The organism is Rhizorhabdus sp. (genome assembly GCF_018006725.1).
Taxonomy (GTDB): Bacteria; Pseudomonadota; Alphaproteobacteria; order Sphingomonadales; family Sphingomonadaceae; genus Rhizorhabdus.
In genome coordinates, this window is record NZ_JAGMXV010000123.1 from 1 (window position 1) to 14158 (window position 14158).

Genomic DNA, 14158 nt, shown 5'->3' on the forward strand with positions numbered 1-14158 from the left:
CTTTTACGCCGCCCGCAGCAGGACTATCCCGCCGCTACCGTGGTCGAATATTGCTCCGCCGTTCTCAAGGGGGATTATATGGCGCCGTCGACCCGGCCCTATATGCTGAACTTTGCCGTCGACGACATGGACGCCTTTCTCCGCAATATCGAGGCGAAGGGCGTGAAGGTCCTGAAGCGCGACGATAGCGACCCCAGCGGCAAGTTCGCCTGGATAATCGATCCGGACGGGACCAAGATCGAGTTCTGGCAGCCGGGTCCGGACCGCTGACGCGCCCGCCTCAGCCGAACAGCCCCACGACGAAATAGAAGAGCGCGCCGATTGCGGCGGCGGCGGGGAGGGTGATCACCCAGGCGACAACGATGCTGCCCGCGACGTTCCAGCGCACCGCCGACAGCCGGCGTGAGGAGCCGACGCCGACGATCGCGCCGGTAATGGTGTGCGTGGTCGACACCGGAATGCCCAGCCAGGTCGCGCCGAACAGAGTGATCGCGCCGCCGGTTTCCGCGCAGAAGCCCTGCGCGGGGGTCAGGCGGGTGATCTTTGATCCCATGGTGTGGACGATCTTCCAGCCGCCCATCAGCGTCCCGAGGCCCATCGCCGACTGGCAGGTGATGACCACCCAGAAGGGTACGTGGAACTCACCGCCGAGCATGCCTTGCGAATAGAGCAGCACCGCGATGATCCCCATCGTCTTCTGCGCGTCGTTGCCGCCATGGCCGAGCGAGTAGAGCGAGGCCGAGATCAGCTGAAGCCGGCGATAACGGCGATCAGCCGCTGTCGGCGTCGAGCGGACGAACACCCAGCTGGTGATCAGGACGAGCACGAGTGCAAGCACCAGGCCGATCGTCGGCGAGAGCACGATCGCGAAGCTGGTCTTGAGCACGCCCGACCAGACGATCGCGGCGCTGCCCGCCTTGGCTGTGCCTGCGCCCAGCAGCCCGCCGATCAGTGCGTGGCTCGACGAGGAGGGGATGCCGAGCAGCCAGGTGATGACATTCCAGCTGATCGCGCCCATCAGCGCGCCGAAGATGACGCGCGCATCGACGATTTCCGCGCTGACGATGCCCTTGCCCACCGTCTCGGCCACATGCAGGCCGAAGAACAGGAAGGCGATGAAGTTGAAGAAGGCCGCCATCGCTACCGCATGATGCGGCTTGAGTACGCGGGTCGAGACGACCGTCGCGATCGAATTGGCGGCATCGTGCAGGCCGTTCAGGAAGTCGAACGCCAGCGCGATGCCGATCAGGCCGACCAGCAGCGGAAAGGAAATCAGCGGGTCCATCGTCAAGCGTGGTCGAGCACGAGGCCCTGGATCTCGTTGGCGACATCCTCGAAGGCGTCGGTGATCTTTTCGAGATGGCTGTAGATTTCGCGACCGATGATGAACGCCATCGGCGATTTCTCGCCCTTGGCCTTGAACAGCACTTTCAGGCCGAGCGCGTGGATTTCGTCGGCATGGCCCTCGAGCCGCACGATCCGCTCGGTCAGGCTGTGCAGCCGGCCCGAATTGCGCCCCAGATCGCGCAGCAACGGCATCGCATCGGCGGTGATCCGCGCGGCTTCGACGATGATCCCCGCCATGTCGCGCATATGCGGTTCGAACTCCTTGACCTCGTAGAGCATGATCGCCTTGGCGGTCTGGTTCATCTGGTCGATCGCATCGTCCATCGAACCGATCAGGCTGGTGATCGCGGTTCGGTCGAACGGAGTGATCAGCGTCTTGCGGACGTCGACCAGCACGTCACGGATGATGTCGTCCGCATCATTTTCCCGGTCGAAGATTTCCTGGCTGTGGGCCGGCATGTCGGGCCCGCCCTGCAGCAAGCGCCCGAGGGCGTCGGCGGCCGCGACGTTGAGCGCGGCATGCGCCTCGAACTGCTCGAAGAAGCGGCCCTGCTTGGGCAGGAGTGCCTGGAACCAGCGCACGATGGTGAACCTTTCTGCTGTATGGCGGCGCGTGGCCGAAACCACGCGTTCCGCAAGCCCCGGATTCCAGACCGGGGGCGTGAACTGCGCCAATATAAGTTTGAGATCGGGCTCGTCGACCGCCGCTGCCGCATCGGCCGGCATGAACCAGCGGGTCTGCCGCTCGTCCTTTTCCGGCCATTCGTCGAGCTGTGTGGTGACCGAGAAGGGGAATATGTCGACCGTCGCCGGGCGGGAGGTGCCGTTGCGCCGCTGCTTGCGATAATCATAGCTGCCGATCGCATAGGGGCAGGCGATGCCGACCAGCCCCGCCTCCTCATAGGCTTCCTGGCTGGCGGCCTCGTGGCTGCGCAGCCCCTTGATGCGGTTGCCCTTGGGCAGCACCCATCGGCCGGTGTCGCGCGACGTGATCAGCATGACCTCGATCAGGCCCGCTGGGGTCGTGCGATAGGGCAGGACGGCAATCTGACGAATGATTCGAATCCCCGGAGCGACGGGGCTCCCTACAAATGTGACAGTTATGTTGCAACGTCGACGGCGAATCGGCGGCTTCGGTCTCTGCTTTCCCTTACGCCTGTCGTTCGTCGAACGTCCCCGTCGTTTCGTCGGCGTCATGCGACTTTGGTGGAGGTGGCGCGACGGTCGGTCGAACCTCGAATGCAGTGAGTCGGGCAGGCGCCTATCCCCGGATCAACGGCACGGCACAACGAACCGCCGGGCCGCGAAACAGGATTTCACCGGGCAGACGAACGCCACGTCCTCCCGGCGCACAACAGGAGAACGACCATGACCCGCATCTTCACCGCCTTCGCCGCCCTCGCTTCCGTCAGCGTCCTTGCCGCTCCGGCCTTTGCCCAGCGCACCGCCGAAGTCGCCTATAGCGATCTCGACCTGTCGAGCGCTGCTGGGGCTGCCACGCTCAAGGCCCGCGTCCAGCACGCCGCCCAGCGCGTCTGCGCGTCGAACGGCGACCGCTCGCTGAGCAACAAGGTCGAGACCCGTGCCTGCTCGACCGTCGCGATGGCCAAGGCGATGCCGCAGGTCGAACTGGCGCTGGCCAAGGCCGGCACCCAATATGCCGACGCCGGCCGCGTAACCGTCGCCGCGAAATAATCCCCAAGGCGCGCTTCGCCCCCCAGACGCCTTGCCGCAGCGCGCTCCAGCGACGGACATCCGCAGGGATCGTCCGTCGCTGCTCTGACACGAACCATCTACGGCGCCGCTTGATCGCCCCGGCGCATCCCCCACCTCGACAGCCTACATGCGGCCGGACTGGCAATTTCCTCCGCATGGGACGCACCCTCGGGTTCCCTTGCCCGGGGGTGCTTTCCGTTCAGGCTGCCTCGTCTTGCAGCAACACAGGACCGGTTCGCCTCCGCAACGGAACCCATGCCGCGATGGCGCGTCCTTAGACCGGTCGTCCCGGGCATCGTCCGGTTCGTCCCTGTCGGCTTGTCATTCCTTGCAAGATTACGGTGATATAACGAGATGCTGTCCCGGTCCCATCAACCGGTGCTGGCGCCCCCTCCGGCGCTCGACCCCCTCCGCTTCGGCCTGTTCATCGATTTCGATGGCACGCTGGTTCCCCTGGTCGACCATCCCGACCTCGTTCGCGCCGATGGCGAACTGATCGACCTGCTGGCGGCGCTCCATGCGCGCTTTGCCGGCCGGGTCGCCATCGTCAGCGGCAGGTCGATCGCCCAGCTGGATGCCATGATCGGCGATGTCGCCTCCGCCATTGCGGTGGCGGGGAGCCATGGCGCCGAGGTTCGGCTCGACGGCCGTCTCGTCGAACCGGAGCGGCCCGCCGGGCTCGATGCGGCCATCGCCGAGGTGCGCGGCTATGGCGCGGGCCATCCTGAAATGTATATCGAGGAAAAAAGCCATGGCGTGGCGATGCACTATCGCAAGGCGCCGATCCTGGAAGAGCCCATCCGGCGCCGCGCCGCAACCATTGCCGAACGCAACGGGCTCGAGGTCCAGCCCGGCAAGATGATGGTCGAACTGCGCGGGCCGGGCTGGGACAAGGGGCAGGCGGTCGAGGCGCTGCTCGCCGAACCGCATTTCGCAGCGAGCCTGCCTGTGATGATCGGCGACGACCTGACCGACGAATCCGCCTTGCGCGTGGCGGAGGATCGCGGCGGTTTCGGCGTGCTGGTGGGGCCCGGGCGCGAGACCGCCGCGCGCTTTGGGCTGGCCGACGTCGGATCGGTGCGCCGCTGGCTGTGGGAGGCGGTGGCATGACCGCGACGCTCGATCTCTGGCCGATCGGCAATTGCCAGGTGTCCGCGCTCGTCGACCGCGCCGGGCGCTTCGTCTGGGCCTGCGTTCCGCGCGTCGATGGGGATCCGGTTTTTTCCTCGCTGCTCGACAGTAACCGCCCTTCCGCCGAGGGAGCGCGCGGCTTCTGGGAGATCGACCTGGAGGACTGTGTCGACACCCAGCAGCATTATGTCCGCAACACCCCGATCCTTGTGACCCGCCATGCCGATGCGGCGGGCAACGCGATCGAGGTGATCGACTTCTGTCCGCGCATATACCGCCACGGGCGCATGTACCGGCCGGTGGCGTTCGCGCGGATCGTGCGCCCGGTATCGGGCAGCCCCCGCATAAAGGTGCGGCTGCGCCCGTCGCGCGACTGGGGCGCGTCGGCGCCCGAGACGACGCGCGGCTCGAACCATATGCGGTATATTCTGACAGATACGACGCTGCGGCTCACCACCTCGGCGCCGATCGGCTGGATCGAGAGCGAGCGGCTGTTCCGGGTCGAGCGCCCTCTGCATTTCTTCCTCGGTCCCGACGAAAGCTTCGTCGGCGACATCAGTGACGCGCTCGACACGATGCTCGAACATACGACGCAGGAGTGGCGGCACTGGGTTCGCGCGTTGGCGACACCGGTCGAATGGCAGGACGCCGTGATCCGCTCGGCCATCACGCTGAAGCTGTGCCAGCATGAGGAGACGGGCGCGATCGTCGCCGCGCTGACCACCTCGGTCCCCGAACATGCCGACAGCCAGCGGAACTGGGACTATCGCTACTGCTGGATCCGCGACGCCTATTACACGGTCCAGGCGCTCAACCGGCTCGGCGCGCTCGACGTGCTGGAAACCTATCTCGAATATCTGCGCAACATCGTCGACAATGCGAAGGGCGGCCATATCCAGCCGCTCTATGGCGTCGGCGGCGAGGCGCGGCTGGTCGAGCGGGTCGCGCCGCATCTCGACGGCTATCGCGGCATGGGGCCGGTGCGCGTCGGCAATCAGGCCTATGAGCAGATCCAGCATGACGCCTATGGCCAGATCATCCTGTCCAACGCGCAGGCCTTTTTCGACCAGCGGCTCTACCGCATGGCCGGTGAGGAGGACTTCCGCGCGCTCGAACGGGTCGGCGAACTCGCATGGCAAGTGCATGACAAGCCCGATGCCGGCCTGTGGGAGCTACGCACGAAGAGCCATGTCCACACCTATTCGGTGGCAATGTGCTGGGCCGCGTGCGACCGGCTGGCCAACGCCGCGCGCGCGCTGACGCTGCCCGAGCGCGAGGCCTTCTGGCGCGACCGCGCTCTGCAGATCCGCGCCCGGATCGAGAGCGAGGCGTGGCGCGAGGACACCCAGCGCATCTCGGCTACCTTCGGGGGGGACGATCTCGACGCCAGCCTGATCCAGCTGCTCGATCTGCGCTTCGTTTCGCCCGATGATCCCCGTTTTCAGGGCACGCTGCGCGCGGTCGAACAGGGTCTGCGCCGGGGCTCGCACATGCTGCGCTACGCGACCGAGGACGACTTCGGCCTCCCACATACGGCATTCAACGTATGCACCTTCTGGTTGATCGAAGCGTTGTGGCTCACTGGGCGTACCGAAGATGCAAGGGAGCTTTTCGAGGAAATGTTGTCGCGAAGAACCCGTGCCGGGCTGTTGTCCGAGGATATCGATCCCGTGACGGGCGAGCTGTGGGGCAATTACCCGCAGACCTATTCGCTGGTTGGGATCATCAACTGCGCCGCGCTGCTCAGCCGGCCGTGGAACGCCGTCCGATGAGCAGCAGGTTGATCATCGTGTCGAACCGCGTCCAGCCGCCGACCGGCGAGGGCGGCGGCAACCAGGGTGGGCTTGCCGTCGCGCTATCCGCTGCATTGCGCGAGTCGAGCGGCATCTGGTTCGGCTGGTCCGGCGAAGCCACCGAGCAATTCACCGGCCATATCAACCTGCGCCGCGCTTTCGGGGTTACGACCGCGACGGTCGACCTGGAGGAGCAGGACGTCGACGAATATTATAACGGCTATGCCAACCGGACCTTGTGGCCGCTGTTCCATTACCGCGTCGATCTGGCCGAGTTCGAGAGCGGCTTCGCCGAGGGCTATGAGCGGGTCAACCGCCGCTTCGCCGAGACGCTGCAGCCGCTGGTCGAGGAAGACGACCTGATCTGGGTCCACGACTATCACATGTTCCCGCTTGGCCGCTTCCTGCGCGACCGGGGCGTGCGCAACCGCATGGGCTTCTTCCTGCACATTCCCTGGCCGCCCTATCGGCTGCTGATGTCGCTGCCCGACCATCGCGAGCTGGTCGAGACGCTGTTCGCCTATGACGTGGTCGGCTTCCAGACCCAGGACTCGCTCGAGGCCTTCCACGACTATGTCGTCCACGAGATGGGCGGTACGGTCGAGGAAAATGGCCGGGTGGTCGTGGGCGATCGATCGGTGCTGGCTCGGGCTTGCCCGATCGGGATCGACACCGACAATTTCCTCGAGGCCGCGCGGTCACCCGCCGCGCTCGACGCCTTTCAGCGGATGCGCGATAGCGCCAATGGGCGCGACATGATCGTCGGCGTCGACCGGCTCGATTATTCGAAGGGGCTGCAGGAACGTTTCCTCGGCTATGAGCGGCTGCTCCAGCAGGAAGAGGGGCTGCATGGGTCGCTATTCCTGCTGCAGATCGCGCCGCCATCGCGGGCCGACGTGCAGAGCTATCAGGAGATCCGCGCCGGACTGGATTCCCTGTCGGGGCGGATCAACGGCGCCTATGCCGATGTCGAATGGGTGCCGATCCGCTATGTGAACCGCGGCTATCCGCGCGACCGTCTGGCGGGCATCTACCGCGCGGCGCGGATCGGCCTGGTCACGCCGCTGCGCGACGGGATGAACCTCGTCGCCAAGGAATATATCGCGGCGCAGGACCCCGACGACCCCGGCGTCCTGATCCTCTCCCGCTTCGCGGGCGCGGCCGAGCAACTGACCGAGGCCCTGCTGATCAACCCCCACAGCCCCGAGGACATCGCCGACGCCATCCAGAAGGCGCTGGCCATGCCGCTCGCCGAACGCAAGACCCGCTGGCGCGCCTGTATGGACAGCGTCGAGCAGCAGGACGTGATGTGGTGGCGGCGCTGTTTCCTGAGCGCATTGGCGGGGGAGGAGACGTGCGCGCAGGCGGATGCGGCGTGAGGGTGCCGGGAAAATGACGCGCTGGCAGCTAGCTCGCCTAATCCCTGTCAGCTTGGGACAATTGCGTTTTTGACAAATCTAAACGTAGGGGGTGTAGATAAACCGACATTCGTCGTCGCTATCGGCCGGAAACGATGAAGTGAGAACATTTCGACCGGTGAAATAAGAGCACTGCAAGGTTTCGTAGCCGTCTCCCGGCGTTCCCGTCATGAAGTGTGGAGCGACAGTTTGTTCAAAGCCCCGGCTTTCATGTACCAGAATACGATAACCTGACACGAGCAGAGCCAGATCGGAAAGCGCAATGATGCCAAACACGGCGAGCGCCGCCATCACAGGATTTCGGCGGATCACACTCCGCTGTCCTCAAACAGCTTCTTTTTCATCAGCTTCTTCATCCGCTCGTCAAAGCGCGCGTCGTCGTCGCACCTAGCTCGTGCGCCACTTGCTTGAACTTGTCGAGTTGACTCTGGCGGGCACTTGTCGTGTTTTCGGGAGGCATGGCAAACGTCCTTCAAGACGCGGCCACGTTACCGCATCTCTCGTTCTTTGGCGATGCCAGTAGCCGAGATGCGGCATTCATGGTGGCTGGCGGGTTTGCGGTGGCAGGTAACCGCATTAGCGAGATCGAGGATTACATTGCCAACCTTAGAGATGATGCCGGAATACGTAGCGAGTTCCATTGGAGCGCCTATCGCGGCGGTGCAAAACGGGATGCCTACGAAAAGCTCGTCAAATATGGCTTTGATCTAGTCAACAAGCGACAGGCCGCGCTCCATGTGATCATCGCACCCTTCAAGGGATATGATCACAAGGCTGTAGAGGGGGAGAACAAAGATACGAGTGTGAATCGTATGTACTATCAGCTATTTTTGCATCGATTGGCCCGGTTTTATGGTAATAGACGAGCAATTCATGTGCGGTTGGATGCTGGAAATGACTGCGCTGATATTTGCTCCATGCGGAACCAGTTGTGTGCTGATGCCTACAAAAAATATTCTACTAAGCCGAACTGCGTCAGATCGATCGAGCCAGTGAACTCCAAGCATGTCGGCATCGTGCAACTGGCAGATGTGGTACTAGGCGCGATTGCAGCCAAGCAAAACAATATACAGCACACTTCTCCGAAGGGCGCTCTCGCAGATTTCGTACTGCAAGCATCCGGGCGACATAGCTGGGGTGTAAATACGCCAGCGAATGCCCGCTTTCTGACAGTTTGGCATCATGTCACTGCTGGACGGAGGCAGGTCCCCCGGTTCCCTAGCCAAAGGAGGCTAGCTCCTTGGCACGGTTGGTCTAGCCAACGTATTCGGGCACCGGAGGCCTGCAGGGAATGTAGGCGCCTAGGCTGATTCTGTCAAGAGAATCAATTACTTGCTAATGGCGTTACCGTTCAAAGGCTTAGGCCGCGTTGACAATGTTCGGCAGCCATTTGCGGATGGCAGCGAGGTTGAGGAGTTGCGGTGCCACTTAATTAAATACCCTCAATTCACCGGTGCCCGGCGTCGATAGCTTAGCGCCTCGGCGATATGCACCCGGCCGATGTCTTCCGCCCCCGCCAGATCGGCGATCGTCCGGCTGACACGCAATACCCGATGATAGCCGCGCGCCGACAGCCGCATCGCCTCGGCGGCCTGCGCGAGCAGCTTGCGGCCGGCGTCGTCGAGAGCGGCGACGGTGTCGAGAAGGTCGCCGTCGGCCTCAGCGTTGGTCCGCACGCCGTGGTCGGCATAGCGATCGGTCTGGATCGCGCGGGCAGCGGCGACGCGCGCGGCGACTTCGTCGGAGCCTTCAGCGGGCGGGGGCAGGACGAGGTCGGCGGCGCTGACGGCGGCGACGTCGACATGGAGGTCGATCCGGTCGAGCAGCGGCCCCGAAAGCTTGGCTTGATAATCGGCGGCGCAGCGCGGCGCGCGCGAGCAGGCGAGGGCGGGGTCGTCGAGATGGCCGCAGCGGCACGGGTTCATCGCCGCGATCAATTGAACGCGCGCCGGGAAGGTGACGTGCGCATTGGCGCGGGCGACGGTGACCTTGCCCGTCTCCAGCGGCTGGCGCAGCGAATCCAGCACGGTGCGCTGGAACTCGGGCAGTTCGTCGAGGAACAGGATCCCGAGATGGGCGAGGCTGACCTCGCCGGGGCGCACCTTCAGGCCACCGCCGACCAGCGCCGCCATCGACGCCGAATGGTGCGGGGTGCGGAAGGGGCGGGCGCGCAACAGACGGCCGTCCTGCAGTTCGCCCGCGACCGAGGCGACCATCGACACCTCCAGCGCCTCGGCCGGGGTCAATTCGGGCAGGATGCCGGGCAGGCAGGCCGCCATCAGCGACTTGCCCGCGCCGGGCGGGCCGCTCATCAGCAGATTGTGGCCGCCCGCCGCTGCGATCTCCAGCGCGCGCTTGGCGGTCTCCTGCCCCTTGACCTGGCGCAGATCGGCGAGGCGCGGGGGCAGGTCGGCGCTGCCCGGCTGCGGCGGGGTGAGCGGGGCGCCGCCCTTGAAATGGCCGATCAGCGAAAGAAGGTCCGGGGCGGCAATCACCTCGACGGTCGCGGCCCAGGCGGCTTCCGGGCCCTGTGCTGCGGGGCAGACTAGGCCCAGCTCGCGTTCGGCCGCGTGCAGCGCCGCCAGCAGTACGCCGGGCGCGGGGGCCACGCGCGCGTCGAGGCCGAGTTCGCCCACCACCAGATAGGCCGACAGCGTCTCGGCATCGATCACCCCCATCGCGCCGAGCAGGCCGAGCGCGATGGGCAGATCGTAATGCGAGCCTTCCTTGGGCAGGTCGGCGGGGGAGAGGTTGACGGTGATGCGCTTGGGCGGAAGCGTCAGCCCGATCGCCGACAGCGCGGCGCGGACGCGCTCGCGGCTTTCGGCCACCGCCTTGTCGGGCAGGCCGACGACGATCATGGTTGAACCACGAAACGAGTGATATCGTCGGCTCTATGGAAGCGATCATATACAGCCGATTTTCGACGATCGAACAGAGAAAGGGCACAAGCGCGGAGCGCCAACAGCGGGCGCGCGACTACGCAACCGCACAGGGCTGGGCGATCGTCCGTGATATCATCGATCAGGGTTTCAGCGCTTGGTCAAACAAGCATCGTGTGGCAGGCCAACTCGGCCTGTTAGAAGCAGAGATTTTAGCTGGCGAACATGATGGCCGCATCCTCGTCATCGAACATCTGGACCGTCTTTCGCGGTTGAATAGCGAGAGCACGTTGGCACTGGTCCAATCTATCGTGCGGTCCGGCGTTTCGATCATCACTACATCAGATGGACAAATTTACGAGCGCAATAGACCGCTCGATCTGATGACGATGATGAAGCTTCTGATCGTATCAGAGCAAAATCACGAACAAAGCGAGCAAAAGTCACGGCGGCTACGCGACGGCTATCAAATCCGGCGCGAAAAGGCGCGTGAGACGGGAAGAGTGATGACTGAAAACGGGCCGGGCTGGCTCCGCCTCAACCAGAATCGAAAGTTTGAAGTGATCGAGGAACGGGCGGCACTCGTGAGAGAAATATTCTCAATGGCGGAGGCCGGGCTCGGCAAGGTCTCAATCGCTCGCGTTCTAAATGAGCGCGGCGAGCCCGCTTGGAAAAATCGTAAGACGGGCTGGTATGCGTCATTCATTTATCGATTACTCAACAATTCTGCGACGATCGGCGAGTTTCAGCCAACTCGCATGGTCGATGGCAAGAGAGTCAAGGCTGGAGCGGCTATAAAAAACTATTACCCTGCCATAATTGACGCTGATCTTTTTGCGCGTGTCTGCGCTAGTGCTGATGATCGGAAGGCCGTTCGCGGCCGCCGTTCGCAAAATCTAGTGAATATATTTAGTGGCTTAGCGCGTTGCGCACACTGTGACAGCAATATGATGATCCGCGTTCGCGCTCTAGCTGGTACAAAGCGCAAAATTCAAGGCAAGGAGTACACTCGTACCACCGATGATAGCTCCCTGACGTGTTCGAAATATTATCGTAAAGCAGGATGCGATAACTCTACATCAATCGGTTATTCTAGATTTGAGCGCGTCATGATGGACGAAATTTTGCATATCGCGTTAGATGACAGCGACTTTGAGGCGGCTGATGACATCATGCAGTTACGCCGCATGGTGGCGGAACTCGAACGCGATTTTCATCAGGCAAGTGAAGCGGCGCGTGAATTGTGGCTAGCGTATGCGCGGGACACGACGAAGGTTTTGCGAATGGAGCTGGCCGAGTTGGAGGAAGCTCGCGCCGATGATCTTCGTGGAAAACTCGAAGCAGCCAAGGCAGATTTGATGCGCGCGCGCGGCAAGGTTAGTGACGCCGCACATCTCGCACGAGTCGCGGATGTTCGCGATGGCATGAACAGTGACGATCCAGAAATTAGATATCAGGCGCGGGCAAAGGTTGCCGCCTCGCTTCGTTCAATTGTCTCGTTCATAGACTGTGATCGCGACGGTTATGCGACCGTGGCGATTGCCGGAGGACTCGTCGCGATGCGGGTGAAGGGGAAGTCGGTGGAACGCGTTGAGGCCGTTGGCGCGATCACCGCTCGCAGCCTCGGAATCAACGAGCGCAAGTTCGTCGAAATAACGCGCCGATTGTCAAAAGACAATAAATAACCATAGGAAATCTCAATTTCTCATATTTCGATCAAATTATAACTCTTCACTGCGAAAATTGTCCTCCCGCCGAATTTTTCATAAATTAATATTTGGACTCACTGCTAAACCTCGTTCAGCAGCGAAGTTTTTGATCTCATCAAAAGAGAGTTGGCGGACAGGGCCGAATTTCGACGCGTTGGATGACTTCTTTCCTTTGGAGAGACGGGCAGCCAAATTCTTAGCATCTTGCTTAAACGCTTTCGCTTCACCAGCGCTAATTAACGGTCTAGGTAATTTTCGGAATCGATGGGCATCCCAGTCTAATTTTTTACTCATTATAGTATGATATCAAATCTGTAAGGCTGTCCGCATTATTTAAATTCTCAAATCGCGAAAAGATGAACTGTGACAACTAGCGCCCGGAGCTCGATATGAGGCTCGCCATCGCGGTTGCAAAGAAGTTGTTGGCAGGATCGCCGAACAGGCGGCCGCCCGAAGGCGATCGACCATCATTTATGCGATATCGATCTACGCGGTCTGCTATCCATGGGTCCAACTTCTGCTTTCGGGAGGCGCGTCCGCTCGCCGTTCTTGTCGGGCTTCGCCCAGATCTGAATGCGGCGGAAATTTCTTTTCGAATGGAATGGCCGGCGAGAAAAGCGAGGCCTTTTTGAGGTCGAGCTTATCGAGGTCGGCGTGGGCGTGATGGCGGAGCAGAGCGCAGCCGAGCGGCCGATCACAAATTAACTGATAAGTGGCTAATGACATCGTCGCCCGCGTGAGCGCAGGCGAGCTCCAACATCTCACCTGAGTGATCGATTTGCTTCTTACTGGTCACCGATCGCTGAATCGCTTCAATCGAATTCAATAGATGGCGGCAGACAAGAACGAGAGCCATCACAGATGGCGAACGATCGCAGGCTGCGCCTGATGCGTCATCGTGAAACGATACGCATCTCGGCTATCAAGTTCCTGATAATTCAACCGTCGACCTCAAATGCGCGACAAGCGCGCATGTTCGCTCGTCGTGACCTCGCTTGTCGTTGTTGCCGCAGACGCGGCAATCGGTGCTTCGCACCTCAAGACAAGCTTCGGTCGGCCGATTCACCGAGTTTGTCCAGATTAACTATCATATATACTATAGAGTTTCCTCGGACATCTTACAAGATCGGCTAATGGACATAAATATTGAATCTAGATTACCGAAAGTATATAACCAATAAATAACAATAAAGAGTCTAATTTTGTGATTGTGTATTTTGACGAATCTCCAGCAGGAACCGGGAAGACATTTAGAGCCATCAACCGAATGATACGGGAAGCCGGCCGATACATTTTTGTGACAGAGCGAATTGAGCAGCTATCGGAAGTCAAGAAACGAATTGCCAATAACCCCGTTGTCGCAGGCCGATCTCCCCTAATTCACCAAATTGATAGTCGAAGAGACAATCGCGGCGGCAGCGTCGCGATAGAAATTTCCCGTCTTCCAGATACGTATCGTAGTGTGTGCCACGTCATCGTTTTGATTACGCATGCTGCGCTCTTACGTGCGGATTTTGATGATTTCGCTGGCTGGGAGATCATCATCGATGAGGTGCCACCCTTTCTCGATTTTGAAGAGAAGACGACGCATCTCGACGAAGCGTTTTTCAGCCGGCATTATGAGTTGCACGAGCTATCCGCTGGGTGGAGCGCGATCACGTTAAGTGACGAAGGGCGCACTGTAAGCACCGCCGATGTACGCGCTGATCAATCACATGCGCATCTGCGGGTGTTTCATTCGCGCGTTATCGAGGCCAGCGCTTTAGGCAGCAAAAGAGCGGTCCTGACCAATCTCCGATCATGGACCGAGATGAGCGGCCGGAAGGTCAAATGGTGCTGGGCGAGTGTGTTTTCTCTGCGCAATCTCGAAACATTTGATCGCGTCGAGCTACTGGGCAATCGGTTCAGGCAAGATGTCGGAGCGCTGATCACGCAGTGGCTGGACGGATCAAAGGTTGAATGGAGAGCGCTTCCTCCGCTTTCCACGTCGCGAACATTCGTCCACCGCGATGTTCGCATTGGCTACTTCAGCGACTGAGAACGGCGGAGCAATATTCGACCACGGTAGCGGCGGGATAGTCCTGCTGCGGGCGGCGTAAAAGTCGTCCACCTTGAAGCCTTTCTGCCGAGTCAGGGAGGTGTGGGGATCTACAGCGTGGAAC

Annotated in this window: 12 protein-coding genes and 1 pseudogene; 8 read left to right on the top strand and 5 right to left on the bottom strand. The window is 61.4% G+C overall.

Going from position 1 to position 14158, the window contains the following annotated elements:
• Window positions 1-270: VOC family protein (locus KAY22_RS16315; protein ID WP_366514095.1), on the top strand; the 270-nt coding region annotated here is incomplete at its 5' end.
• 10 nt (window positions 271-280) lie between these two features.
• Here KAY22_RS16315 and KAY22_RS16320 read toward each other — a convergent pair.
• A complete protein-coding gene (locus tag KAY22_RS16320) occupies window positions 281-1285 on the bottom strand; it encodes an inorganic phosphate transporter (protein WP_296624416.1) in 1005 nt (334 codons plus the stop codon).
• A gap of 2 nt (window positions 1286-1287) precedes the next feature.
• Entirely contained in the window at window positions 1288-2403 is a 1116-nt protein-coding gene (locus KAY22_RS16325) for a DUF47 family protein (protein ID WP_296624426.1), read from the bottom strand.
• Between the two features lie 312 nt (window positions 2404-2715).
• On the opposite strand from KAY22_RS16325, the gene KAY22_RS16330 reads away from it, so the two are divergent.
• The 4 genes from KAY22_RS16330 (at window position 2716) to otsA (ending at window position 7366) form a co-directional block, all read left to right on the top strand.
• Complete coding sequence (locus KAY22_RS16330) at window positions 2716-3042, top strand: UrcA family protein (protein ID WP_296624417.1); 327 nt, start codon at window positions 2716-2718, stop codon at window positions 3040-3042.
• 375 nt (window positions 3043-3417) lie between these two features.
• Complete coding sequence (otsB, locus tag KAY22_RS16335) at window positions 3418-4173, top strand: trehalose-phosphatase (protein ID WP_296624418.1); 756 nt, start codon at window positions 3418-3420, stop codon at window positions 4171-4173.
• Window positions 4170-5966, top strand: coding sequence for a glycoside hydrolase family 15 protein (locus KAY22_RS16340; protein ID WP_296624419.1), 1797 nt, complete (start codon window positions 4170-4172; stop codon window positions 5964-5966). Before otsB ends, KAY22_RS16340 begins: the two co-directional genes overlap by 4 nt.
• Complete coding sequence (otsA, locus tag KAY22_RS16345; protein WP_296624420.1) at window positions 5963-7366, top strand: alpha,alpha-trehalose-phosphate synthase (UDP-forming); 1404 nt, start codon at window positions 5963-5965, stop codon at window positions 7364-7366. The genes KAY22_RS16340 and otsA overlap by 4 nt, the downstream gene beginning before the upstream one ends.
• A 78-nt stretch (window positions 7367-7444) precedes the next feature.
• Here otsA and KAY22_RS16350 read toward each other — a convergent pair whose 3' ends face one another.
• The gene (locus KAY22_RS16350) at window positions 7445-7696 is read right to left on the bottom strand and encodes a hypothetical protein (protein WP_296624421.1); all 252 of its coding nucleotides are present in this window, start codon (window positions 7694-7696) and stop codon (window positions 7445-7447) included.
• 167 nt (window positions 7697-7863) lie between these two features.
• Between KAY22_RS16350 and KAY22_RS16355 the strand changes: the two genes are divergently transcribed.
• Window positions 7864-8715: a DUF3800 domain-containing protein gene (locus KAY22_RS16355; protein ID WP_296624422.1), complete on the top strand. Its 852-nt coding sequence runs from the start codon at window positions 7864-7866 to the stop codon at window positions 8713-8715.
• A 132-nt stretch (window positions 8716-8847) separates the two neighbouring features.
• On the opposite strand, the pseudogene KAY22_RS16360 reads toward KAY22_RS16355, so the two are convergent.
• Window positions 8848-10263, bottom strand: a pseudogene (locus tag KAY22_RS16360) (YifB family Mg chelatase-like AAA ATPase); the annotation flags it as partial.
• Window positions 10264-10268: 5 nt separating this feature from the next.
• Here KAY22_RS16360 and KAY22_RS16365 point away from each other — a divergent pair.
• Entirely contained in the window at window positions 10269-11972 is a 1704-nt protein-coding gene (locus KAY22_RS16365) for a recombinase family protein (protein WP_296624423.1), read from the top strand.
• A gap of 78 nt (window positions 11973-12050) precedes the next feature.
• On the opposite strand, the gene KAY22_RS16370 is transcribed toward KAY22_RS16365, so the two are convergent.
• Window positions 12051-12290: a hypothetical protein gene (locus KAY22_RS16370; protein WP_296624424.1), complete on the bottom strand. Its 240-nt coding sequence runs from the start codon at window positions 12288-12290 to the stop codon at window positions 12051-12053.
• A 973-nt stretch (window positions 12291-13263) separates the two neighbouring features.
• Between KAY22_RS16370 and KAY22_RS16375 the strand changes: the two genes are divergently transcribed.
• Entirely contained in the window at window positions 13264-14034 is a 771-nt protein-coding gene (locus tag KAY22_RS16375) for a hypothetical protein (RefSeq protein ID WP_296624425.1), read from the top strand.
• Window positions 14035-14158: the final 124 nt, after the last annotated feature.